Origin of the sequence: Pseudomonas paraglycinae, from assembly GCF_021601625.1 — a bacterium.
Taxonomy (GTDB): domain Bacteria; phylum Pseudomonadota; class Gammaproteobacteria; order Pseudomonadales; family Pseudomonadaceae; genus Aquipseudomonas; species Aquipseudomonas paraglycinae.
Genome location: NZ_BQHR01000014.1, coordinates 1 through 24,487, shown reverse-complemented (window position 1 = coordinate 24,487; position 24,487 = coordinate 1). Strand labels below are relative to the sequence as shown.

Here is a 24,487-nt window from a genome sequence, read left to right as displayed (position 1 = left end):
CCCTGCTTCGTGGGCAGGACCGTCCCGCAGAAGCAACCTGCGGGATCAGCGGGGCGTGCAGTATAAAAAGCTTGCGACAGGTTTTTTCACTCTATAAGGCATCTGATTCAGACGTAAACCTCGTCGATTCACAGGTTTACGAGACAAACCATCCTGCATTTCGAGGATTATTCACCGCGCAAATGGGCGCCGAGTATTGCACAGCAATGGTGCAACGTCATGCCGCAACCGGGTTTGAAGATTTGTTCAGATGACGCCGGCCACCGTTCTTCACAATTTTTTCACCGACGCCAACCACCGACTAAGCTTCAGACAAGTCCGATCAATCTGCGTGAATGGATCAATCGACTATGGGCGCTTTGTGGCAAACCGATTCGAGTGAAAAAGTGGTTCCGACTGAACGTGTGGATGAAGCGCCTGTACCTGAAAAACCCCGTCGTAACCGGCATGGGTGGAAGGCTTTCTGGCTCCTGGTGGTGATCATCGCGATTGTCGTGGGCCTGGCCGCGATGAAGGAAATGCGCACCTCGCGTTTTCAGTCCCGCGAGGTCAGCCAGTACGCCGCCAAACTCAAATACGAATTGCAACCGGGACCCAGCGAAGCGATCCGTTATCCGGGCAACGGACCGTTCGACCTGCGTCTGGGCTACAGCTCGCTGGACGAATTCCTGCCACGGCTGATCAAGCGCAACTATGTGATCACCGAGCAGACGCGCTTCTCTCCGGCCCTGCTCAACTACACCGACAAGGGCCTGTTCGTGCCCTATTCCGAAAAGATCCAGGCTGGCCTGTCGATCACCGATTGCCGCGCCGCGCCGCTGTATCAGTACAACTATCCGCAGCAGCTGTACGCGAGTTTCGATTCGATCCCGCCGGTGGTGGTCAACAGCCTGCTGTTCATCGAAAACCGCTTTCTGCTCGACCCAAAGCAACCGATGGCAAACCCGGCGGTGGACTGGCCGCGCTTCGGCATGGCCGCGTGGTCGCAAGTTGCCAAGTTGCTGCACTTGCCGGGGCAGTCGGCCGGTGGCAGTACTCTGGCCACCCAGCTTGAGAAATACCGCCATTCGCCCGATGGCCTGACGGTGTCCGGTGCGGAGAAGATCCGCCAGATGATTTCCGCCAGCGTGCGCGCCTATCAGGGCGGCCCGGACACCTTGCCGGCGCGACAGAACATCATTCGCGATTACCTGAACAGCGTGCCGCTGTCGGCAGTGCCGGGGCATGGCGAAGTGCACGGCATGGCCGAGGGTCTGCGGGTCTGGTATGGCGCCGATTTCAACGAGGCCAACCGCAAACTATCCAGCTCAGCGACCGATCCGCAGTCCATGGCGGAAAAAGGTCTGGCCCTGCGCGAAATGCTCTCGCTGATGATCGCCCAGCGCCGTCCTTCGCATTACCTGACCAAGGGCCGTGAAGAACTGGTCGAACTGACCAACAGCCACTTGCGCCTGCTCAAACAGAACGGCGTGATCGACGCTGCCCTGGCCGATGCTGCGCTGGCCAGCACCATCAGCTATCGCGACTGGCAGACCCAGCCGACGATTCAACCGATCGAAACCAACAAGGGCATCAGTGTCGCCCGCAGCCGGTTGGCATCGATGCTCAACCGTCCGCTGTACGACCTCGACCGTCTTGATCTGTCTGCTACCAGCACCTTGCAAGGCGAGCTGCAAACTCAGGCCACCGCCTACCTGAAAAAACTCGCCGACCCGGCCTACGCCACCGAAGTCGGCCTGATGGGCGAACGCCTGCTGACACCCACCAGCACTACTCAGGTGCGTTACAGCTTCACCCTGTTCGAACTGACCCCGGACGGTTCACGTGTGCGGGTGCAGACCGACAGCACCGACCAGCCGTTCGACATCAACGAAGGCAGCAAACTGGAACTGGGCTCCACGGCCAAGATGCGAGTGCTGACCACCTACCTGCAAATCATCGCGGAGCTGCATGACAAATACGGCGCCATGACCGTGCCGGAACTGAAGAAAGTCGAGGTGCCGGATCAGGATCGCCTGAGCCAGTGGGTGATCGATTACCTGATCCAGAACAAGGATCACGACCTGTCGAAAATGCTCGGCGCCGCCCTCGACCGCAAATACTCGGCCAGCCCAGGTGAAGCGTTTTTCACCGGTGGCGGCCTGCACGTGTTCCATAACTTTCGCAAGGAAGACAACGGCCGCCTGCCGACCCTGCGCGATGCCCTGCGTGAGTCGATCAACCTGCCGTTCATTCGCCTGATGCGCGATCTGGTGCGCTACACCACCTACTCAGGTCCCAATAACAGCGCCGAGCTGCTCAAGGACGATCGCGACCCGCGCCGTCAGGAATACCTCGCCTCGTTCGCCGACCGCGAAGGTACTTCGTTCCTGCTCAAGTTCTGGAAGAAGTACCGCAACAAGGACACCCAGGCCCGGCTCGACACCTTCCTCGACAGCATGCGCCCGACGCCGATCCGCATGGCCGCCGTGCACCGTTACCTGCTGCCCAACGCCAGCCAGGAAGACTTCAACACCTTTGTGCGCTCGCACCTCAAGGGCGTGAAGATCACCGAAAAACTCACCGACGAACGCCTGGAACGGCTCTACCTGGCCTACGGTCCCGGCACCTACGACCTGCCGGATCAGGGTTTCATCGCCAAGGTTCACCCACTGGACCTGTGGATGATCGGCTACCTGCTCAACCATCCCGACGCGACCTTCAAGGACATCGTCAAGGCCAGCCAGTTCGAGCGTCAGGAAGTCTACAGCTGGCTGTTCAAGAGCAAGCACAAGGGCGCCCGTGACAGCCGGATCCGCACGATGCTGGAGATCGAAGCGTTCCTCGAGATCCATCAGCGCTGGCAGAAAGTCGGCTATCCGTTCGATCACTTGGTGCCGTCGCTGGCCACCGCCATCGGCAGCTCCGGCGACCGCCCCGCTGCGCTGGCCGAGCTGATCGGCACCATTCTCAACGACGGCGTGCGTATGCCGACCCTGCGCATCGACAGCCTGCACTTTGCCGCCGGCACGCCTTACGAAACGAAACTGGTCAATGACCCTCACGTCGGCAAACGGGTGATGCCGTCCGAAGTCGCCACGGCAATGCGCGAAGCGTTGTCGCAAGTGGTGGACTCGGGGACCGCCAAACGTGTTTCCGGCAGTTTCAAATTGAACGATGGAACACCGTTGGTCATGGGCGGCAAGACCGGCACCGGCGACAACCGGATCGAAGCGATCGGCTCCGGCGGGCGGATTCTCAGCTCGAAATCGATCAACCGTACGGCCACCTTCGTGTTTTACATCGGTGACCACCATTTCGGCACGCTCACCGCGTTCGTGCCGGGGCGCTCGGCGGAGAACTTCAAGTTCACTTCTGCCCTGCCGGTGCAGGTTCTCAAGGGGATGGCACCGATTCTGATGCCATATCTGCAACCGGGCAGTGATTCGCAGTGTCTGGCGCCGCAAACAGCGACTGTGGCATCGACCACTAACTGAACCTGTGAAGGGTAATAGTTATGTGTTTTATGCATTCCAATATTCAATAAATCAGACATTAACCCGACACTTCGGCAACAGGCTTTTAAACTAATTAATCCGCTCATTGGACGTTAGGCTGAGAATTCTTTACTTATTCAAGGCCTGCACAATGACTGCAACATCCACATATAAAGGGCAACATTACGACTTAATTAAATCGCGTATCGATCCGGTCTTCAGCGATATGCAGTTACACCGTGCCCATGCGCTAGGCAATACGCCCCTCCAGCTTGAATCCTGGATGACCGATGCGTCGGCCGGCGAGCTGGAACGCATGTCGGCCGATAACCGTCGGGCGTGGGGTGCACAGAACCGAATCGACCGCCTGCTCGGGCGTCTTCAGGATGTCTACGCTTTCGCCGAGCCCTTGCTCAAGGCCAGGCTGCTCGAACAGTTCCAGATCGATGTCGACGTCAAGAATACTTATCTGAGGCTATACGCTTCGGCTCAAACGCCCTGGTACGTCCATAACTTCAACAAAGCCTCCAAAGCCAGAACGGTTTCGATGCTTGATGCGGCATTGCATAACTTCGCACACGACGAGCACTATCAAAACTATTCGACTTTCATTACCAAAACCGACGTCGCACGCGACTTGTTCGACTCCTCGCCGATCAACCGGACAATCAGCGTGAGTCAGTTTCAGACGTTGTGCCGGGAACTGGACCTTGGTGCGCGCTACAGGCGCCATCTCGAAACAGTCCTGCTGGACAAGGAACCGGTAGCAGAAACGTACCTGCGCACACGGGTCGAGCAAAGCCAAAAAGCGACGCTCAAGGCCGCTGCGCAGATGGCGCGGCTCAAAAAGGACATCGGTCACAGTGCCCATGCGCTGATCCGCGAAGTGTTGCTTGGCCGTCAGACTCTGACACTGGACGGCCAGCCGATGCTGGTTTGCGACCTGGGCATGATGGATCTGACTTTCACCGGCATCCTGATCATTCGGCCGGATCCGGAACAGGCGCCTCACTCTCCGAAAATGATTGCCTATGTTCCCCACGACCCGGAGCACCCGCTCAAGGAATACGCCTCGACCCTGGACTTCATGCAAGAGCTGACCCGGCAACTTCGGGCCAATGCGACGTCACCCTCCTCCGGGCTCAGCTACCGGCAGTTTTTCAGCCAGTTTGTCGATCATGAACAGCGTGGGCATTTTTTTGCCGGGCTCGAACAACGTCTGAGCTACGTGAAATGGTATCCGCAAGAAGCGGGCGATTCGCGTCCATCATGGCGGGAAACACCGGTGGAGAAACCGCAACTGCAATTCAGCGCACCGCCGATCCGCTCGCCGCTGTGGAAGTACCTCTTCGAGCAGCGACTCAACAAGATTCTCAACGACGCACGCGTGATTGCAGTGGCGACCGCCGACGCCGACGACAAGGCACGCTGGGCCTGGTGGGAGAATGTCCTGAAGATTGCCGGCGACATTCTCAACGTGTCGTTGTTCGTCTTGATGCCGTTCGTGCCGTATCTGGGCGTTGCGATGCTGGTCTACACGGCGTTCCAGTTGACCAAAGAAGTCATCGAAAGCGCAGTGGATCTTGGTTACAGAAACTGGGTCGAAGCGGCGGAGCATGTCGTAGGTATCGTCATCGATGTGGTGCAACTGGCGGCATTTGTCGTCGGGGGCCTGGCCGCCAAAAAAATTCTGAAACTCTCGCCACTGGTCGAAGGCATGAAACCGGTGACGGGACACGACGAAAAAATCCGCTTGTGGCACACCGACCTCACGCCATACGCGCAAACAGACACGGTTCCACCGCCGGCAGCGAAACCTTCTGCATCCGGGCTGTATCGATTTGCGGGCAAAACCTTGCTGCCTCTCGACGGTCGGCATTACGCAGTGAAATTCGATCGCAGCAACGGCCGCCATCGCGTCCAGCATCCCACTCGCCCGCAGGCGTACGCACCACAATTGCGCCACAACGAACAGGGCGCGTGGGTACACGAGGGGGAAAAACCACAGGACTGGGACGGTTCGATTCTGATGCGCCGGTTGGGTCACAGCGTGGACGGCTACAGCGACACCGAACTGGAACACCTGCGCAGCATCAGCGGCACCTCGCCAGAATCACTGCGCCGGATGTATATGGACAACGCGCCGCCACCGGCACTGCTGGCCGATACCCTGACTCGTTTTCGGACGTGGGACGAAACCCGCAACGTCGGCCAGTTGATTCGCTCCGGACAACCACTGGCCCCGACCGCCTATTGGTTCAGCCGAATGGTCCCGGACATGCCAGGCTGGCCTGCCGACAAAGCGTTGAAGGTTTTTGAAAGCGCTGACTCGAACGGAAATTTTCACCTGTACGGCAACCCGCAAGCGACAGCCGGACAGACGCTGAGCATTGGCATGCCTGACCTGTTGGCTGGCAGGCTGCCGGAGCGGCTGACGGATTTTCTCGACGACGCCGAGATGCGGTCGTTGCTCGGCGGCAGCTACCCCAGAGCGCAACGGGCTCAGACACTGCGCAACCAACTGGCGGATGCAGTGGAGACGCGCACCCCGGAAATTTTCAACTATCAATATCAAGCCAATGATCACCTTGGCGATGCCCAGGTTCACTTGCTGCAACAACAGTTTCCACAGCTGCCGTCCCGGGTTGCCGAGGCGCTGCTGAAGGACGCGACACCGGCCGAGCAGACCATCATCCGCGAAGAACGACGTATCCCGCTGCGCCTGAAAGACCAGGCCCGGGAAAGTGCTTTTGAAGTCAGCGCGGCGCGTGCCACTGAAGGATTGTATGAGCCGGCATTGCGGTTGCCCGATACCGAGCGATTGATTCTTGGCGCTCTGAGGCAACGCACCGATGCCTTCGCTGATCTGCGCATTGAAGTACGTGAGCTTTTTCATGACGGCGCGCTTCGCTGCAGTGTCGGCAACGAAAAGGCCAGTACCGTGCGTGTACTGATCAGGGATCAGCGTGGCCGCTATGAAGTGCGCGATGACCGGGACAACAGTCTGCATCCGCCTGCAGATCTGTATGAAGCCATTCTGCTGGCCGTGCCCGCCGACAAGCGGGCCGCGTTGGGCTACCGCCTCGGCCAGGGGCAATCGCTCAAACAGTGGGTGCAAGTCATGAGCGAACGTCCTGCCGAACGAAGGACATTGCTCGCACGGCCGCCCATCCGCCCTCGGGTTCCTCTGCAAACCGAGCTGCTGCTGCGCGGGCCGGGGCACTCGAAAACGGCACTGAGCGTAGAGGAGAAAGTCGCAAACCTCTATCCGCATTTCGATCAGGCCGAAGCACTCGCCTTCACCCGTTCCCTGCAAGCGAACGGTGATCCCCACTCACAGATCAAACTGCTGGAACAGCAGCTTCAACGGCTCAGGCAGACACTGGAAACCTGGCGTCAGCGCTATCTGACCGAGTGGGATCCTGAAAGTCCGGACAGCACTATCCCGCGCACTTACTGGGACTATCAACGGAACGGCGGACAGTTTCTCGCCGATCGTCTGCTGGAGTGTTTCGAACGCAAGTCCGAAGTATTCGGCGAGCGCAGTCTCAGCATGCAGGAAGGTTATCGGCTGGACCTGTCCAGCGAATGGCTGCCCAAGGATATCGAGCGTTGGTGGCGACAACTGCCGGAAGAACTCAAATCCTGGTTCGAACAGATCACGACCGTGAATCTGGACGGCTCGACGTTCTCCACCAGACCGAATGGTCTGCTGAAGGACTTGCGGCATATCCGCCAATTAAGTGCCAGAAACTGTGGGCTGAGTTCTCTGCCGGACACCATCGGCCAGATGCAGCAACTGGAGACCCTGCGCCTTAACGACAACCAGATTCAACTGACCCCGAGCACCGCCGAACAACTGCGCAACATGACGCGCATGGAAACCCTCAGGCTCGATCACAATCCACTGGGCATTGCGCCGAATGTCGAGCGCATGCCCCGACTCAAGGTGCTGAGCCTGATCGACACCGGCCTCGAAGGCTGGCCATCGGGCTTGTTCGACAAGCCCCGGCCACGCGGCTTTTTTCTTGATCTGGGCGCCAACTCGCTCAAGCGCATCCCGAATGTACCGCTGGGCTCCGACAGCGCACGGTTGATTGCCCGCAGCCGCGTCTATGCCGACAGACTCTCTGACGCGGTGCGTGTCAGGTACGAGCAATACAGGACATCGGTCGGCATCCCTTCGCGCATGACTTATTCCCGGGCGGCGGAAGACCTGCTGGAACGCTGGCCCGTTTTCGTCGATACCTCGTTGCGCAATGAAACGGCCGGCGTTGGCACCTATCGGCCCGAAGCCTGGCACGAGCTCGCCGAGGAGCCGAATTCCGACGGTTTCTTCACGATCATCGAAGATCTTACCCACTCGGCCGACTACACAGCGGGTGGCAAAGCCAATGATCAACTGACCGACCGCGTGTGGCGGATGATCGGCGCCATGGACATCGACACGCCATTGCGCGAAGAGCTGTTCCTGATGTCGACGGATCCCGAAGGCTGCGCGGACGCCGGCGCACAGCTGTTCAACAACATGGGGGTCAAGACACTGGCCTCTGAAGCCTACTCATACTCGACCAACCGGGCCGAACTTGAACGCAAACTGGTGACGCTGGCCAAAAGCGCATCGCGACTTGATCAGGTAGGCGAAATCGCCCGCGCCGACATTCGCACTCGCGGTGGCAATCCCGATGAGGTCGAAGTGCACCTGGCCTATGAAACCGGACTGGCGAAAAGTCTCGACTTGCCCTGGCAGTCTGAAGACATGATGTTTCGCCCCACCGCCAGCGTCGATAACCAGACGATCACCACCGCTCGCGATACCGTGCTCGAACGCGAGGCAGGCGACGGACTGGTCAACCAGATGATTGAACAGCCGTTCTGGGAACGCTATCTGCGCGACAACTGGCCGGGCGAAATCGAATCCAACAAGCGCGTGCACCTGGAAAAATTCGACTGGCTGGATGACTTGCGAACAGCCCAGACACAGTGGGTGCAAGCGGCTGACCTGCCGTCGGCACAACGTGCAGTTCTCAAAAAGAACCTCACGGATCTGGCCGACAAACTGTCGGTGCCACACAAGGAAGTGCTCACCGGGCAAGCCATGAGCGATGCCACCTATGAGCGATTGCTGCGTGACATCGGCTACCAGGAAAAACAGTTGAGCCGACAGCTCACCCGCGAAGCCATGAGCCGGGCCGGGATCTGAGTACGGTGCCCTGAAGGTAAACCTTCAGGGCATTGCAACGTTCTAGACCTCCGAATCCCAGATCACCGTGACGTTGCCGACGTAGCGTTTGCCTTTCCCGGGCTGGAGCATCTGTTCGACATGGGCACCCGGAATCTCGAAGTGCAACGTGGCCGGCGCGCGTTGCATGAAGCGGGTCGGCTGGAACGCCATGGCATCGGGACTGTTGCTCAATGGACGGCGTTTGACCGGGTGGCCCGCCATGTCGGCAATGCTGTCGGGCAGGCTGACGCTCAGGAAAACCTGCGCATCGGTCGCTCCGCTGACCGTGTCGCGCAATGCGCAGGAGCCGACGGCGGCGTACTCGCATTCGAAGTACATCTTGAAGCGTGAGGACGCCGAAATATTGAAGGTCTGGTCGCGAAACAACCGGGTCGGTTTACTGCCCTGCTGCAGCCAGGCTTGCCAGCCGCCCTGGGGTACCAGCGCAATTCTGTTGCCGCCGGGCGGGATATCGACCTTCAGCACATGTTGCACGTCGAGAAGAATCCGGAAAGTCAGGCTGGAGGTATCAGGCAACAGGTTGTTGCCGGCATCGATGTCCTGACCTGGACCCACACCATAGGTGAGCTCACCGGCGTAAATTCCCGCCGACATGCCCAGCGGGTTCGGTGTGCGAAGTTCATAGGCCACGTCGAGATAATCGTAAGTCATCCACGGGATTTCGAACGCGGACGGTTTGCTGCACACGACGTCGGACGGCGTGAACCAGAAAAACCGGTAAAACTCCGGTCCGTATGAGGCCATTGCCCCGTCTTCACAAGGTCTGGGCGCCCAGCCCCACCCCCTCCCGACCCAAAGCGCGTTATGTGACTCATATTCGCCCGAGACACCGGTCAGGTTACTTGCCGTATCGCTAAGGACATAACGCGAGCCAAATCCGCCGATCCGCACCTCTACCGTCTCGGCTTCACCGGTGACGATATTGCGCACCGTCAGGCCACGCCACTGCGCCGGCATCCTGAACATCGCGCCATCGCGCTCGGCGCTTTCCGGCCGAATGGCCTGCACCGAGGTGAAGCGCAGCGGCAGCGAAACCCCCATCAGGTTGTAGCGTCGGCAGTCATTGGGGTATTGGCCGCAGTAGCCGCTCTGCGGCGTCTGGTTGATGAATGCGTTGCTCTGCGGGTTGGCGGGATCGGGAACGTAGGTGGCGCGAATCTCCTGAGTGATTGCCAGCGCTGGCGCGGAAAAAATACTCCCGCAAAAGCAAAACGCACTGATCCTTGAGCACTTGCGTACAGCTGAAACCATTGGCTGTTTCCTTGCCTGTCAGGTCGGTTGTCCTTGTCCGGCGTGCGCTGTTCATCCTGTCGGCGCCGCCACGTTGAACACGATATTGACGGTGCCGTTGTATTCACCCGGCTTGTAGCCGCCCGGTTGCTCGCGGGGGACGATTTCCAGTTGCACGCGACTGCCCGCCATTGCTTCCTCGGCCGACACCACCTCCCGGGGCGTCGGGTCCTGAGTGAGATCCTTGCCGTTGAAACTGACATGCAACACGATGTTGTCGCGTGAATCGCCACCGGCGGTCAGGTAAGGGAAACTCTCGAGCCGCGCTTCAATGGCACTGCCGTCGGTTTTCACATCGAAGCTCTTGCGCAACCCGAGCAACGTCGAGCTGTGGATATCCCATGGCAGGGTCTGCTCGCGATGAATCCAGTCGGCTTCGCTGGGAATCACGTAGAAACCCAGGGTCGGGATGTCTACCGACACCTCGAAAGTATGTTTTTCCTGGGCGGCGAACACTGCCGGATGAACCGACGCCGGCAGGCCCAGGCACAGCGCGATAGCGACTTGCTTGATCATCTCAGGAACCTCTGCGTGGATGACGGTGCGCGATCAACTTCCCGGTGCCCGGGCGTTGAACAACAACATCACCGTGCCGTCGTACTCCCCCGGTTTGAATCCGCCGAGCGGTTTGATCGGGTCGATTTCCAGCAAAACCCGCTTGCCCGCTGCCGCCTCGGCCTGGGACAGCACTTCACGCGGGCGGGTGTCCTGACTCAACACCACACCGTTGAATTTCACATGCAACAGAATCTCCTCGCCCGTCCGGCCGTTGGACATCGAGCCCGTACGTTCCAGACGCGCTTCGATGGCACTGCTGTCGTGGCGCACGTCGAACGACTTGCGCAAGCCACGCAAGGTCGATGTGTTGTAGTCCCAGAGCAACCGCTGCGGGCGGTGAATCCAGTCGGACTCTGCCGGAATGATGTAAAAGGCGCGACTGGGGATGGTCAGAAACACCTCGAAGTTCAACTCCTCCCGAGCCGCCCAGCCCGGGACACTTGTCAGTGCGGTTAAAGCCATCAGCGCGGCAATGGCGCATTGCTTGTTCATGATCGATACCTGGCGCGTCATTGGTGCAGGCCTTAGCGGCGTGCCACCCTGAGGTCTTTCTTGTTATCGCCTTCAACCAGTTTGAAGCGGTATTCGCGACCGGCTTCCTTGTCGAATGCGAAGCTTTTGCCAGCCATGACGTGATGTTTGGTAGTCGCGCCGCAATCGCTTTCATCGCTCAGCGAACAGTTCTTGAACTCGTCGACCACCATCACCGTGTTGCCGTCGTTGCGGATCTCGTAACGCTCCGGGCTGTCGTTGATCACCGTGGCGAAACGCGCATCTTTGGGCCGCACGAAGAACACGATGCCGAAGCCCGTCATGACGTTGACCCCGGCCGACAGCGACTTTTTGTAGTCTTCGCGTTCATCCTGGGACACCACGAACTCATCTTCCTTTTCCGGCACCACCGGCACGAAGCGCACCCGGAAATAGCGCTCGCGATCCCGCTCTCCCATGTACAGCAAGCGCGTGCCCTGAACGCCCTGCGCCGGTACGATCAAACGCGCCGGGCTGGCCATCACGCCATTGCGCGAAGCGCCGTCATCCGCATTGGCGACGGGAATTTCCTGCGGCTTGCCATCGGCGTCATAAACGATTTCCAGCACGTTGATCTTGACGAACGCGGTGCTGTCACCGCTGTTGAAGACCCGTTTGAGATAGGTACTTTTGTCGCCGTCGAGATAGTCGTACACCGTGCCGACATTGATCTGTGGCCCGCCATGGGCCGTCATGCAGAACATCCCGGACAGCAACAGCAAAAACATTCGAGTCATGGAGCTCAACCTCATGAAAATGAAAAATGACCTGCCCCGGAGTTTCATACTTCCGAGTCGAAAATGACGGTGACGTTGCCCCAAAGCGTGCCGTTCATGCCGGGCTTGAGCAGGGATTCGATCCAACGCCGCGGAATCTGAAAGCGCAGGTTGCCGGGTTTGCGATCGACGTAGCGGGTGGGCTCGAACGGACCGAGCCAGGTGTTGTGCATCAACGTTCCGGACCAGCCGTCACTGTTACCCGGACCGACGATGCCTGCGGGTAGCGTGAGCCTGACCTCAAACTTGGAGAAGCCCACTTCATTGTTGCCAATGCCGCATTCAGACCCACCCAGTGAGTTACAGATCATCATCACCTTGAAGCGCGACGAGGCCGATATGTGAAACAGTTGATCGCGATAGATATCGGTGGGCATACGCCCCGTTTCGATCCAGCTGCGCCAGCCGCCGGGCGGCTCCATGGTGACCTTGTCGCCGCCCGGTGGCAGGCTGACTTTCAGTTCGTGCTGCACATCAAGCACAAAATCCAGAGTCAGGTTGGCGTCATCCGCCCGAAAGAAAGGCCCCATGTTGAAATCCGCGCTGCCGGGGCCGACGCTGTAGGGCAGTGAACCGGTGTACACACCGGTCGCCATGCTCAACGGATTGGGAGTACGCAATTCGTAGGCGATATCCAGATACTCGAATTCCATATGCCCGATGTCGAAGAGTGCCACCTTGTTACAGCTGCCCAGCACGGGGGTCTTCCAGAAAAACTGGTAAGTGGTGGCGCCCGGAAAGCCGACTCCGCTGTATTCGCATGGAGGCGCGGCATAAACCCACGAACTGCCCACCCACAATTTACGATGCGCCTCCGCTTCGTTTGGCTCGCCCGTGAGTTCGGTGACAGGCTTGCTCAAGCGATATCGCGAACCGATCCCGCTGATCCGAACCTCCACCGGATGAGTCTGCTGAGTCTGCTGATTGATGACATTCACGACTCGCCAATCCGCGGGCACCTTCACCCACACGCCATTGGTCGAAAACATAGGCGTGAACGTCGAGAAGCGGATCGGTACCCGGAGACTGAACATGCCCTGATGGGCGCACTCGTCCGGGTAATCTGCGCAATAACCGCTGTTCGGCGTCTTGTTGATGAAGACGTTCTTGCTTGGCTGTGTCGGATCCGGCTGAAACAGCGCGCGGATTTCCTGATTTGCCGCTTCGACCGGCGGCAGGCTCAGCGCAACGAACAAGCTCAAATATCTGGTCAGCTTTTTCACGCTCAGCCCGCCTTCTGATCGGTAATGGTTGTATCGGCCAGGGTGTCCGGCGTGCAGCGCAGATCCCCGATCATCAACACGTTGTTTTCGCTGCGATGCTGATCGGCGTCGAGGCGGAACTGGCACAGCAGGCGGTTATCCTGGCGCACCTCGAGGGTTGGCGAACCGGCGTTCATTTCCATCGAGAAGAAGCCGTCGACTTCGGTGACCCCACGACTGGCGTGGTTGATCACGTGATGCCCCTTGAGCGGCTGGCCCTGTTCGTTGACCAGCCGTCCGAGCACGGTCAGGGTTTTCATCACGCGGATCTTGCGGTAGTCCACGCCGCCCTTGTTCAGGTGGTAACGGGTGCGCGCCGGTTCGATGGTGGCGGCGGGCACGTTGTTGCCCTCGAAGTCGAAGCTCACCGAGCTGTTCTGATAGGCAGTGATCGGGATGAAGTTGCGCCCCGGTTTCAGCGCGGCGCTGCCACCGCTGAAGTCGTCGGCGCGCAAGGCAATACCTTCGATATCCGACTCGACATCGACGATCATCCCCGCCCCGCGCATTTCGTACTCGCTGGTCATGAGCATCTGCTGGCCGCCGACCACCAGTGTGCTGTCGAGGTTGAGACCGCCGGTGAAATTGCCGTTGTAGGACGAGCGCTGGATGAAGCCGTCGCCGTTGACCGTATCGGTGCGAAAGTTGGCCAGGCCCGAAGCTCCGATACCGTAGGTGTCGGTCAGCGCGGTGACCGAGACGTTCTGCAGCACGTGGCCTTTGAGGTCCTTGCGCCAGCCGATGGAGGCGTTGTTGTCGCGGCCGCCATCGCGGTCGGTGCGCGAACCGATGCTGCCGGTGATCTGCTCGCCGGGGGCGCCCAGTGCCATGTTGAGGCTCAAATCGACCCCACGGTTACGCGCGTCGCCGCTACTGAAACTGCCCGGCCGGTCGAACAACGACAGACGCCAGTTGGCGTCATTGCCGAACAGCTCGCTGCGCCGGGTCCAACCCAGATCCACGCCGACGCCTTCGACGTTGCCTTCGCTGTGGGAGACCCGTGCATTCAGCGAATTGCGACTGTTGAGCCGGTGGTTGAGCGCCAGCGACGAGTTGCTGGTTTCGCCGATGAACACATTGCGCTGGCGCACCCGGGTGCCGTCCGGCAGGGTTTCGTACTGGTCGGTGGTGTCGAGCCAGCTGCGGTTGTGGCTGATCACCAGGCTGCCGGAACCGTAGTTGTACAGGCTCTGCAAATCCAGACCGGTGCCGTGATCCTCGGTCTTGTAGACGTTGGCATACAGGCTGATGTGATTGGCCAGGGTCCAGTCGATGGACGTGCCGTATTGCAGCTTTTCGCGGATCTGCCGTGCCGACAGGCCAAGGATGACTCGCGGGTGCAACAGATAGTTGAGCGAGGCACCGGCGGTAGGACTGCCGCTGGATTGTTGGTCCCAGTTGCTCAGCAGTTTCTTTTCTTCGCCGGCAAACAGGTTGTAGCGCCAGCGCTCGTCGAGGTTGCGCCAGTTGCTGGGCTTGTACACCAACTCCTGGGTGCTGGACGTGATCTGGCCGTCTTCGATCAGCCGTACTTCCACCTCGTAAATACCGCCGGGCAGCGGCCGGGTGTCGAGGCTCTGCAAACCGGCGGGTATCGATTGGGTGTTGATCAGCAGGCCATCGCGCCAGATCTCCACCGAGCCTTGGCGATTGGCGGTGACGTAGATCGGGTAGACGCTGGGCGCGGCGTTGTTGATAGCCAGGCTGTCGGAGCTGCCGTACATCACGCCGACGGCGGTATCAGGGCTGGTGCCAAACGTGCGCGGTTGGCGGGTCAGCCCTTCGGAATTGGGGGTGAAGTAGCCCAGTCGGAAGAAATTGCCTTGCAGTTCGCGCTGGGTGTAGAGCTCGTGGACGGCGTGATAGAGCTTGTCGTCCGGGCCGCCGAGGCGAGCCATTTGCATGTTGAAGGTCTGGCTCCAGTTGCCCAGGCTGCCGCTGGCTTCAAGGCCGAAACGCCCGCCCAGATCCTGATCCTGGCCGCCATTGAGGTTGAGCTGGTTACGCACCATCAGGCCGCTGCTGCCGCCTTCGGGTTGATCGTGAAAACGCTTGGTTTCCAGGTCACGCTCGGCGTTCTCGGTGAGAATCGAGAGCAGCGAGTTTTCCAGGTTGTAATGCACCGCCAGCACCTGATCAGGGCAGGAGCCGGTACACGCGCCCAGCGGCACGCCGGGCTTGAGATAGGCCGCCCACTTTTCGCGTTCGGCGGGGGTGTAGCGGTTTTCGCTGGTGTCGGTGAATTCCAGCAAGGTCACGCGATCATCACGGGACAACACCACCATGGCCTCCCCCAGCGGTTGCTGATCGAGCTCGACCCGCACCGCCAGCGGCACATCGAAAAAGTGCTCTTCGAAATCCGCCGGCAAACCTTTGGCCTGCGCCAACAGACTGCGCGGAGTCGTGCCGGCGGGTTCGGAAGCGGCCGCTGCGCTGGCACAAAACAACAGCGCAAGCGCAGCCGCGATGGGTGTCATCGGGAACATGAACTCGTACTCTGATTTACAAAAGTTGAAGTCCGGCGGGACAGACAAGGCTGTTTATCCCGCCGGGGAACGCGACTCTGGCAAGCTGCGTTGAGTGCGGATCAACCGATTACTTGCCACCACCGATCGGCGGCACGGCGTCGAAGGTCATGGCGACAACACCGGTGTAATCACCCGGCTGGAAGTTGCTGCCCTTGGCACTGATCTTCAGGGGGGCGCGGAAGTTGACGTCGGACTCCGACTCACCCACGACCATTTGCGGGGTCAGGGTCAGTTCCTTGTTGTTGAACAGCACTTGCAGATCGATGGCGGTGTTGCCGGCGATCAGTTTTGGCTGGCTTTCCAGGCTGGCATGAACCGAGCCGTTGTTATTGCGCACGTCGAAGAAACCATTGACTTCACGCATCTTGCCGGTGCTTGGCTGGAAGCTCATGTCCTGATCCTTGTTGACCAGATCGGAGTCGGTCGGCACCACGTAGAAACCGTTGGTCGGTACGTGGGCGATCAGGCTGATGGAGTGACGGGCTTCACCGGCGGCAAAGACCGCGGACGAGCTCAGGGCCAGGGCAGCGAGAGAAGCGGTGATTGCGATTTTCTTGAACATCGGTCAGTACCTGTTTTCTTTTTAAGGGAATCGAAACATTGAAGTTCACGTCATACCGGTCGATAAGTACCGAAAACATGTAAGTTCAATGCCGGGGCATGATCAACCCTTGTCTCAAGAATGTAAGCAGGCAACTTCCCACGAACTTGTAGTTAAACAACCTCGCAACACGAAAGAAAAAACATCAAAAAATCAGAATATACAAAAGTGACTGTAAGGCATTCCCTACCTACAGTTATTTATAAAAAACGTTACAGCAGTTTCGACAATACCAGCCAGCACTTTCTAATCTTTTTAGAATATACGCTCAAGTATTAATAGAGTGATAGCTTTAACTTTCCGGTTATTCCTGTCTCGATCAACCAGGTAGGGCGGTTCCTCCTTCAGCGCGCCTTGCTCACCGCTGACCACTCGTCAGCTCTGCGGCAAAAAGCTCTTGCCCAGCCTTAAAGATATATCTTAAGTTGTATCTAAACACGACGAGAGAAGACTGAAATGAGAGACCATCATTCCCCCCACCGCGACCACGGCGACAGCCGTGACGGCTTCGAAAAACGCCACGGCCGCGAGCGCGGCGGTCGCGGCCCGCGGGTATTCGCCCCGGGCGATCTGAAATTGCTGTTGCTGGCCCTGATCGCCGAACAGCCGTGCCACGGCTATGACCTGATTCGCCAGATCGAAACCATGTTCGACGGCGCCTACAGCCCCAGCCCCGGCGTGATCTACCCGACCCTGACATTTCTCGAAGAAAGCGAAATGATCACCGGCGATGCCGAGGGCGGCAAAAAGCGCTACGCGGTGACCGATGCCGGCCGCCAATCCCTCAGCGAACAGGCGGTGGCGCTGGACGGCGTGCGGATGCGCATCGACGTCAGCAAGCGCTCGCTGCGCGGCCACGACCGGCCGCCGGAAATTCATGAAGCGGTGCACAACCTGCGCCACGCATTGCAGATGCACCACGGGCGCTGGAGCCCGGAAGAAATCCTGCGCGTACGCGACCTGCTCAATGACACCGCCAAAGCCATCGTCGACGGCCCCGCCGTTCAATCTGCCCCGGAGAAAGCCGAATGACTACAGTCGATACCCAAACCATTCACCGCGTCATGCATGAAATCAAACGTCGCCGCCTGGAAGTGCTGCGAGTGGTCGACCTGACTCCGCGCATGCGCCGCATCACCCTCGGCGGGCCGGAACTGGCCGGGTTCATCAGCCTCGGTACCGACGATCACGTCAAACTGCTGTTCCCGCAGAACGCCGAACAGGCCGCGGCGCTGGAAACCCTGGTGCTCGGCGCCGGCAAGAGCGACGTACCGATGCCCGAAATGCGCGACTACACCCCGCGCCGCTACGACCTCGACAAGCTTGAGCTGGACATCGACTTCGTCCTGCACGGCGACGGCCCTGCCTCGACCTGGGCCGAACAGGCGAAGCCCGGGCAATTCCTGCACATCGGCGGCCCGCGTGGCTCGATGATCGTGCCGGACATCTTCGACAGCTACCTGCTGATCGGCGACGAAACCGCCCTGCCCGCCATCGCCCGCCGCCTCGAAGGCCTGGCGGCCAATCGCAAGGCGCTGGTGGTGATCGAAGTGGAAAACGGCAAGGAGCAGCAAACCCTGGAAAGCGCGGCGCAGGTCAATGTGATCTGGGTACTGCGCGAGGGCGGCAAGGACAACCTGCTGACCACCGTCAAACAATTGCAGGTGCCCAAGGGCAATCTGTATGCGTGGGTGGCGACCGAGACCAAGGTTTCGCGGCAGATCCGCCGGGTGCTGCTCGATGAACACGGACTCGACGAGAAGTTCGTCAAAGCGGTCGGTTACTGGCGCGCAGAAGGCTCCGAAGAGGAGTGAATACGCGCGGCGGCGCTGTTAAAGGCGCCGCCCCTGCCAGCGATCAATCCCGATCACCAGCAACGCAATCAGCACAAATCCCAGCAAAATCCCCCCGGCATTGACGAACACCTGTGGATAACCCAACAGCGCCACATCAATGAACGGATACGCGTAGGCCCCCAGCAGATGCCCGCGTAACAGCGCATAGGCGAAGTACACCAGCGGGTAGATCAGCCACAGCGGCAGGTGCTTCAGACGCAAGCTGCCCTTCGGCACGCACAACCACCAATAAGCCAGAAACAGCAGCGGCATCACGTCGTGGAGCAATTCGTCGGCGATAAATTGCCAACCCTGCGGATGCCACAGGTGTCGCAGCAGAATGCTGTAGGCCAGTCCCACTACGGCAATGCTCACCGCGATACCACTGCTGACCCAGGGTTGCAGAAACCAGCGGCGCGCGGCGGATTCGCGATCGGTCACCGCGCAGGTCAGCACCAACGCCACCAGGGTGTTGGTGATCACGGTGAAGTAGCTGAAGAAACTGACCAGCCCGCCCAGCAGACTGGCGCCGACACTCAGCCGGGCGAAGAAAATCAGGTACAGCTGAATCCCCAGCCCGGCCCAGCCCAGCACCGCGGCCGAAGTAATCAGGCGTCGCCGCCATACGGCGTTCATCTCAGAGTGGTCGCTTGGTGCGCATCAGTTTCACGTACAGACGCTCGACTTTCTCCCGCGCCCAAGGCGTCTTGCGCAAAAAGGTCAGGCTCGACTTGATGGTCGGATCGCTCTTGAAGCAACGGATATCGATGCGCTCGGCCAGGCCCGACCATTCGTAATGGGTCACCAGCGCATTGAGGATCTGTTCGAGGGTCACGCCGTGCAGCGGATCGGGGTTGTGGTCGTTCATGCCGGGCCTTTGGGCGAAGTGAAAATGCAGAAGCCGCGCACCTTAGCCGAGGGCATGGGCGGGTGGAAGGCCTTGGGTTAAATGTAGGCCAACCGGAGAAGATCGCAGCCTGCGCCAACGCCCGCAATGCGCCGTATTGCCGCACTGTTACCGAATCCGAAAGGGTTCATGTCTGCAAAAGCACTTTGTGTTTTTGTAACAGGACATTATCCTGCCGCCCTTCTGCTGAACCGCTTCACTGCCTGCGTCAAATCGTAGCGGCCAGTTTATCCCCCAAAAAAGATCAAGAAAGACCCAATTCATGCCCGATTTTCCGTTCTCCCGAGACAGCGCTATCTCAACCCTGCGCCTGATCGGCGGCTGCACCGCCCTTGGCCTCGCCACCTGCACCCAGGCCGCCCCGGCCTTCGACAGTGAATCACCATGGATGCTTGGTGACTGGAACGGCACCCGCAGCGAACTCTCGGCGAAAGGCATCGACTTCAAGCTCGACTACACCGGCGAAATGGGCAGCAACCTGCACGGCGGCTACGACCACGATCGCACCGCGCGCTACAGCGACCAATGGGGCCTCGGCACTCATCTGGACCTGCAAAAACTGCTGGGCTGGAACGACGCTGAATTCCAGCTGACCGTGACCAAGCGCAGCGGCAACAACATCAGCAACGACCGCATCAACGACCCGCGCGTCGGTGGCTTCACCTCGGCCCAGGAAGTCTGGGGCCGTGGCCAGACCACCCGCCTGACGCAGATGTGGTACCAGCAGAAATTCTTCGACCAGAAGCTCGATATCAAGGTCGGCCGCTTCGGCGAAGGCGAAGACTTCAACACCTTCCCGTGCGACTTCCAGAACCTGGCGTTCTGCGGCTCGCAAGTCGGCAACTGGGTCGGCGGCATCTGGTACAACTGGCCGGTCAGCCAATGGGCAATGCGCGTCAAATATCACCTGACGCCGGAGCTGTACGCACAAGTCGGCGCCTATGAGCAGAACCCGTCGAACCTCGATCGCGGTAACGGCTTCAAGCTCAGCGGCAGCGGCACCCAGGGCGCGATCCTGCCGATCGAACTGGTGTGGAAGCCCAAGCTCAACGGCCTGCCAGGCGAATACCGCGCCGGTTACTACTACAGCAACGCCAAGGCCTCCGACGCCTATAAAGACAGCAACGGCCAGCCGGCTGCCCTGAGCGGCGAAGCCTATCGCAGCGCTTCGAGCAAACACGGCGTGTGGCTCGGCGTGCAGCAGCAGATCACCAGCGTCGCCAGCGACAATTCCCGTGGTCTGAGCGTGTTCGCCAACGGCACGATGCACGACAAGAAAACCAACGCCATCGACAACTACGTCCAGGCCGGCGTGGTCTACAAAGGCCTGTTCGACGCCCGCGCCAAGGACGACATCGGTTTCGCCCTGGCCCGCGTCCACGTCAACCCGGCCTACCGCAAGAACGCCGAAGCGACCAACCAGGCCCGCGCTGTCTACGACTACGACGATCCGTCCTTCCTGCCACCACAGGACACCGAATACAGCGCCGAACTCTATTACGGCGTGCACGTCACCAACTGGCTGACCGTGCGCCCGAACCTGCAATACATCCGCCATCCGGGCGGTGTGGACAAGGTCGACGACGCGCTGATCGGCGGGATCAAGATCCAGTCGTCGTTCTGACCCAATGCAGGCCGCTCAGGCCTGCAGATGAAATTCGATAGCTAGACAAGTTTTTATCTGAACCATGCCCGCGCCCGATCGTCATCTACAGTGACTACAGCGCGGGACTACTTGAAACGTCACGGAGAACCACACTATGAGCACTGAAGGTGCTTCGAGTCGAAGCCGTCTTCTGCCGAACCTGCTCGGCATTCTGCTTCTGCTGATGGGCCTGGCCATGCTGGCCGGGGGAATCAAGCTGAGTACGCTCGGCGGCTCGCTGTATTACCTGCTGGCCGGTATCGGCATCACGCTGACCGGCATTCTGATGCTGATGCGTCGTCGCGCAGCATTGGGCCTGTACGCCATCGTGCTGTTCGCCAGCACCGTCTGGGCGCTGTGGGAAGTCGGTCTGGACTGGTGGCAACTGGTGCCGCGCCTGGCACTGTGGTTTGTCCTCGGTTTCGTGATGCTGCTGCCGTGGTTCCGTCGCCCGCTGCTGCTCGCAGGCCCGGCGCCGATGGGCACCGGCGGCCTGTCCGTGGCCGTGATTCTGGCCGGCGTCACCGCCCTGGCCAGCCTGTTCACCCATCCGGGCGAAATCTTTGGCGAACTGGGTCGCGAGACCGCCGACACCACCAGCACCGCGCCAGCCATGCCTGATGGCGACTGGCAGGCCTATGGCCGCACCGAATTCGGTGACCGCTACTCGCCACTGAAGCAGATCACCCCCGCCAACGTCGGCAAGCTGCAGGAAGCCTGGCGCATCCAGACCGGCGACCTGCCGACCGCCGATGACCCGGTCGAGCTGACCAACGAAAACACCCCGCTCAAAGCCAACGGCATGCTCTACGCCTGCACCGCCCACAGCAAAGTGCTGGCGCTGGACCCGGACACCGGCAAGGAACTGTGGCGCTTCGACCCGCAGATCAAGAGCCCGGTCGGCTTCAAGGGCTTCGCCCACATGACTTGCCGTGGCGTGTCGTACTACGACGAAGCCGCGTACGCCAAGTCTGAAAATGCAGTCTCCGCCGTCATCTCCGAGGCCGGCAAAGCCGTCGCCCAGGCCTGCCCGCGTCGCCTGTACCTGCCGACCGCCGATGCACGCCTGATCGCACTGAACGCCGATACCGGCAAGATCTGCGAAGGCTTCGGCACCAACGGTGTGGTTGACCTGACCCAGGGCATCGGCCCGTTCACCGCCGGTGGCTACTACTCCACCTCGCCTGCCGCGATCACCCGTGATCTGGTGATCATGGGCGGCCACGTGACCGACAACGAATCGACCAACGAGCCATCGGGCGTGATCCGCGCTTTCGACGTGCGTGACGGTCACCTCGTCTGGAACTGGGACAGCGACAAGCCAGACGCCACCGAGCCTTTGGCGCCAGGCGAAACCTACAGCCGCAACTCGGCCAACATGTGGTCGCTGGCCAGCGTCGACGAAAAACTCGGCATGGTTTACCTGCCACTGGGCAACCAGACCCCGGACCAATGGGGCGCCGACCGCACCCCGGGCGCCGAGAAATTCAGCGCCGGCGTCGTGGCTCTGGACCTGGCCACCGGTAAAGTGCGCTGGAACTACCAGTTCACCCACCATGACCTGTGGGACATGGACGTCGGCAGCCAGCCAACCCTGCTGGACATGAAAACCGCCGACGGCATCAAACCTGCGCTGATCGCCCCGACCAAACAGGGCAGCCTGTACGTCCTCGACCGTCGCGACGGCACGCCGATCATCCCGATCAAGGAGATCCCGGTTCCGCAAGGCGCCGTGAAAGGCGACCACACCGCCCCGACCCAGGCCCGTTCGGACCTGAACCTGCTGGCCCCGGAACTGACCGAAAAAGCCATGTGGGGCGCCAGCCCGTTCGACCAGATGCTGTGCCGCATCCAGTTCAAGGAACTGCGCTACGAAGGCCAATACACGCCTCCGTCGGAACAGGGCAGCCTGATCTACCCGGGTAACGTCGGTGTGTTCAACTGGGGCGGCGTCTCGGTCGACCCGGTTCGCCAGATGCTGTTCACCAGCCCGAACTACATGGCCTTCGTCTCGAAAATGGTGCCACGCGAGAAAGTCGCCGCCGGCAGCAAACGCGAGAGCGAAACCGCCGGCGTGCAACCGAACACCGGCGCGCCATACGCGGTGATCATGCACCCGTTCATGTCGCCACTCGGCGTACCGTGCCAGGCCCCGGCCTGGGGCTACGTCGCCGGTATCGACCTGACCACCGGCAAAGTCGTCTGGAAACGCAAGAACGGCACCAGCCGCGACAGCTCGCCAATCCCGATCGGCTTCACCCTGGGCGTACCAAGCATGGGCGGCTCGATCGTCACCGCTGGCGGCGTCGGCTTCCTCAGCGGCACGCTGGACCAGTACCTGCGCGCCTACGACGTGAACACCGGTAAAGAACTGTGGAAATCGCGTCTGCCCGCGGGTGGTCAAGCGACTCCGATGACCTACACCGGCAAGGACGGCAAGCAATACGTCCTGCTCGTGGTGGGCGGTCACGGTTCGCTGGGCACCAAGATGGGTGACTATGTGATTGCGTACAAACTGCCGGAATAAACTTTAACGGCGGTAAGGAAAAAGGCGATGCCCTGTGAGGGGTGTCGCCTTTTTTGTGGGCTGCGTTTTTTCAACGGGGTGTTTATGTCCTACAGACAGGGCGTTTGCAGGGGATGTTTCTGACATGTCGCGTCGGTTGTGGCTCGGAAATGGGGTGGATAGGCTTTGGGGGTCGCTGCAAATTCAGCGAACGGGCGTCGCGGCCCGACTTCTGAGGCATAATTGCCGCCGCTTAACAGCAGCACCTCAAGTGCTTGTTTATGGTGGCTGTACGCGGGATACCTTCGGGTATGCCGAATGCCTCAGGTCGGTCCGCGAACCCGCGTACAGCTGCCACCCCTCTTTTTGCGTCGCGGCAATTAGAGGAATGGACCCATTCCTGAGGAGTAAAAAATGAAAAAGCCAACACCCAATCCCCCCGAATCAAACGACACCTCGCCCTACGAATCCGCCGATTCAAAGAAACTCCACGACGCCGCCGAACGCGCGCTCGACCACCATTTCAATCCCATCCCCAAAAAATGCCCCGGTCGCCGACCGAGCCAGATGTTCCAGGTCTCGCCAGACATGGACGATGAAAGCCTGTTGGCCCATGCCTGTGAGTCCCTGGCTACCGCAAGTGTCATGGCCAGTGATGTAGCGGCTTTTGTCGATACGCCGCAGCGGCATCGGATCCTGGGAATTCAGCAGGTGATCATGCTGGCGGAACTGGCGGTGAATCGGGTGCTGGATAACGTTGAGGTCAGTCGATATCCGGCATAAATGCTGATGAGGTCTCTGCGGGAGTCAGGCTTGTGGTGAGTCAGTCAGGACGCTGCCCTCACCCTAGCCCTCTCCCGGAGGGAGAGGGGACTGACCGAGTTGATCAATCGATGTACATCGACCTGAAAGTCCGAGTCGACCTCAAGTTTGCAAAGCCCACAAACCACACCTCTCAAGGATGAGCGTTAGCTCGACAAAGCTCTTGATCTTGATCCACCCGTCCCTTCGGAAGGCTGAGTGGAGGTGTTCATCCGGGGATTGGCGCGCAGCGCCGTTTGGCGAAGCCGAACTCATCGACGAAGTCGATGCCCCCGGAGGGACGCCGGAGCGAAGGAACCCGAGCCTGCGAGGGCCGAACGCCGGGACGAGCCTTTTTGGGTACTTTTTTGGCGTTTGAAAAAAGTGCCTCGCCGTAAGGGCGAAACCGCCAGCGGGCGCACCCGAAGAAACGGATATGTACTCGATAAAACCGCAGCATGGTCGGCCCAAAGGCCGCCAAGCCCAACCCCCAAAACCCTGTCAAAACCCTGAACACACAAGCAGA

At 60.0% G+C, this 24,487-nt stretch carries 17 protein-coding genes; 7 read left to right on the top strand and 10 right to left on the bottom strand.

All coding sequences use genetic code 11. The features are described 5' to 3' along the window. The first annotated feature begins 350 nt into the window (after positions 1–350). Entirely contained in the window at positions 351–3,476 is a 3,126-nt protein-coding gene (locus tag L6D82_RS20505; protein WP_236191357.1) for a transglycosylase domain-containing protein, read from the top strand. A gap of 283 nt (positions 3,477–3,759) precedes the next feature. Next, on the top strand, positions 3,760–8,679 hold the full coding sequence (locus L6D82_RS20500; RefSeq protein ID WP_309295560.1) for an NEL-type E3 ubiquitin ligase domain-containing protein: 4,920 nt from the start codon (positions 3,760–3,762) through the stop codon (positions 8,677–8,679). A gap of 42 nt (positions 8,680–8,721) precedes the next feature. Here L6D82_RS20500 and L6D82_RS20495 read toward each other — a convergent pair whose 3' ends face one another. From L6D82_RS20495 to L6D82_RS20465, 7 genes are all read right to left on the bottom strand, one after another. Next, positions 8,722–9,972 carry a hypothetical protein gene (locus tag L6D82_RS20495; protein ID WP_236191345.1) on the bottom strand — a complete coding sequence of 417 codons (1,251 nt, stop codon included), beginning with the start codon at positions 9,970–9,972 and terminating at the stop codon, positions 8,722–8,724. A 51-nt stretch (positions 9,973–10,023) separates the two neighbouring features. After that, positions 10,024–10,527, bottom strand: coding sequence for a CS1 type fimbrial major subunit (locus L6D82_RS20490; protein WP_102687188.1), 504 nt, complete (start codon positions 10,525–10,527; stop codon positions 10,024–10,026). A gap of 33 nt (positions 10,528–10,560) precedes the next feature. Further along, entirely contained in the window at positions 10,561–11,061 is a 501-nt protein-coding gene (locus L6D82_RS20485; RefSeq protein WP_102687236.1) for a CS1 type fimbrial major subunit, read from the bottom strand. A 32-nt stretch (positions 11,062–11,093) separates the two neighbouring features. Beyond that, a complete protein-coding gene (locus tag L6D82_RS20480) occupies positions 11,094–11,837 on the bottom strand; it encodes a molecular chaperone (RefSeq protein ID WP_129974308.1) in 744 nt (247 codons plus the stop codon). Between the two features lie 44 nt (positions 11,838–11,881). Further along, complete coding sequence (locus L6D82_RS20475) at positions 11,882–13,099, bottom strand: hypothetical protein (protein WP_305955764.1); 1,218 nt, start codon at positions 13,097–13,099, stop codon at positions 11,882–11,884. Between the two features lie 2 nt (positions 13,100–13,101). Beyond that, positions 13,102–15,624 carry a CS1-pili formation C-terminal domain-containing protein gene (locus L6D82_RS20470; protein WP_236191344.1) on the bottom strand — a complete coding sequence of 841 codons (2,523 nt, stop codon included), beginning with the start codon at positions 15,622–15,624 and terminating at the stop codon, positions 13,102–13,104. A gap of 109 nt (positions 15,625–15,733) precedes the next feature. Next, positions 15,734–16,228, bottom strand: a complete 495-nt coding sequence (locus tag L6D82_RS20465; protein WP_102687185.1) for a CS1 type fimbrial major subunit — start codon at positions 16,226–16,228, stop codon at positions 15,734–15,736. A 495-nt stretch (positions 16,229–16,723) separates the two neighbouring features. Here L6D82_RS20465 and L6D82_RS20460 point away from each other — a divergent pair, with 495 nt between their 5' ends. Beyond that, a complete protein-coding gene (locus L6D82_RS20460; protein ID WP_011335784.1) occupies positions 16,724–17,299 on the top strand; it encodes a PadR family transcriptional regulator in 576 nt (191 codons plus the stop codon). After that, the gene (locus L6D82_RS20455) at positions 17,296–18,081 is read left to right on the top strand and encodes a siderophore-interacting protein (protein ID WP_236191342.1); all 786 of its coding nucleotides are present in this window, start codon (positions 17,296–17,298) and stop codon (positions 18,079–18,081) included. The genes L6D82_RS20460 and L6D82_RS20455 overlap by 4 nt, the downstream gene beginning before the upstream one ends. A gap of 18 nt (positions 18,082–18,099) precedes the next feature. On the opposite strand, the gene L6D82_RS20450 is transcribed toward L6D82_RS20455, so the two are convergent. Together L6D82_RS20450 and L6D82_RS20445 are read right to left on the bottom strand one after the other, a co-directional pair. Next, complete coding sequence (locus L6D82_RS20450) at positions 18,100–18,738, bottom strand: Pr6Pr family membrane protein (RefSeq protein WP_236191339.1); 639 nt, start codon at positions 18,736–18,738, stop codon at positions 18,100–18,102. A 1-nt stretch (position 18,739) separates the two neighbouring features. Beyond that, a complete protein-coding gene (locus L6D82_RS20445) occupies positions 18,740–18,970 on the bottom strand; it encodes a VF530 family protein (protein WP_007956650.1) in 231 nt (76 codons plus the stop codon). Between the two features lie 301 nt (positions 18,971–19,271). Here L6D82_RS20445 and L6D82_RS20440 point away from each other — a divergent pair, with 301 nt between their 5' ends. The 3 genes from L6D82_RS20440 (at position 19,272) to L6D82_RS20430 (ending at position 23,943) form a co-directional block, all read left to right on the top strand. After that, positions 19,272–20,633 carry a carbohydrate porin gene (locus tag L6D82_RS20440; RefSeq protein ID WP_102687182.1) on the top strand — a complete coding sequence of 454 codons (1,362 nt, stop codon included), beginning with the start codon at positions 19,272–19,274 and terminating at the stop codon, positions 20,631–20,633. 136 nt (positions 20,634–20,769) lie between these two features. After that, a complete protein-coding gene (locus L6D82_RS20435; RefSeq protein ID WP_102687181.1) occupies positions 20,770–23,181 on the top strand; it encodes a glucose/quinate/shikimate family membrane-bound PQQ-dependent dehydrogenase in 2,412 nt (803 codons plus the stop codon). 393 nt (positions 23,182–23,574) lie between these two features. Continuing rightward, positions 23,575–23,943 carry a DUF6124 family protein gene (locus tag L6D82_RS20430; RefSeq protein WP_085745300.1) on the top strand — a complete coding sequence of 123 codons (369 nt, stop codon included), beginning with the start codon at positions 23,575–23,577 and terminating at the stop codon, positions 23,941–23,943. A 247-nt stretch (positions 23,944–24,190) separates the two neighbouring features. On the opposite strand, the gene L6D82_RS20425 is transcribed toward L6D82_RS20430, so the two are convergent. Further along, on the bottom strand, positions 24,191–24,487 hold a 297-nt coding region (locus L6D82_RS20425), incomplete at its 5' end, for a hypothetical protein (RefSeq protein ID WP_236191337.1).

Bases quoted from the DNA above. Each gene is read 5' to 3' on its own strand.
- L6D82_RS20470 (WP_236191344.1), bottom strand. From the start codon at position 15,624: ATGTTCCCGATGACACCCATCGCGGCTGCGCTTGCGCTGTTGTTTTGT.
- L6D82_RS20440 (WP_102687182.1), top strand. From the start codon at position 19,272: ATGCCCGATTTTCCGTTCTCCCGAGACAGCGCTATCTCAACCCTGCGC.
- L6D82_RS20500 (WP_309295560.1), top strand. From the start codon at position 3,760: ATGACCGATGCGTCGGCCGGCGAGCTGGAACGCATGTCGGCCGATAAC.
- L6D82_RS20505 (WP_236191357.1), top strand. From the start codon at position 351: ATGGGCGCTTTGTGGCAAACCGATTCGAGTGAAAAAGTGGTTCCGACT.
- L6D82_RS20460 (WP_011335784.1), top strand. From the start codon at position 16,724: ATGAGAGACCATCATTCCCCCCACCGCGACCACGGCGACAGCCGTGAC.
- L6D82_RS20435 (WP_102687181.1), top strand. From the start codon at position 20,770: ATGAGCACTGAAGGTGCTTCGAGTCGAAGCCGTCTTCTGCCGAACCTG.
- L6D82_RS20455 (WP_236191342.1), top strand. From the start codon at position 17,296: ATGACTACAGTCGATACCCAAACCATTCACCGCGTCATGCATGAAATC.
- L6D82_RS20495 (WP_236191345.1), bottom strand. From the start codon at position 9,972: ATGGTTTCAGCTGTACGCAAGTGCTCAAGGATCAGTGCGTTTTGCTTT.
- L6D82_RS20445 (WP_007956650.1), bottom strand. From the start codon at position 18,970: ATGAACGACCACAACCCCGATCCGCTGCACGGCGTGACCCTCGAACAG.
- L6D82_RS20430 (WP_085745300.1), top strand. From the start codon at position 23,575: ATGAAAAAGCCAACACCCAATCCCCCCGAATCAAACGACACCTCGCCC.
- L6D82_RS20490 (WP_102687188.1), bottom strand. From the start codon at position 10,527: ATGATCAAGCAAGTCGCTATCGCGCTGTGCCTGGGCCTGCCGGCGTCG.
- L6D82_RS20480 (WP_129974308.1), bottom strand. From the start codon at position 11,837: ATGACTCGAATGTTTTTGCTGTTGCTGTCCGGGATGTTCTGCATGACG.
- L6D82_RS20465 (WP_102687185.1), bottom strand. From the start codon at position 16,228: ATGTTCAAGAAAATCGCAATCACCGCTTCTCTCGCTGCCCTGGCCCTG.
- L6D82_RS20485 (WP_102687236.1), bottom strand. From the start codon at position 11,061: ATGAACAAGCAATGCGCCATTGCCGCGCTGATGGCTTTAACCGCACTG.
- L6D82_RS20450 (WP_236191339.1), bottom strand. From the start codon at position 18,738: ATGAACGCCGTATGGCGGCGACGCCTGATTACTTCGGCCGCGGTGCTG.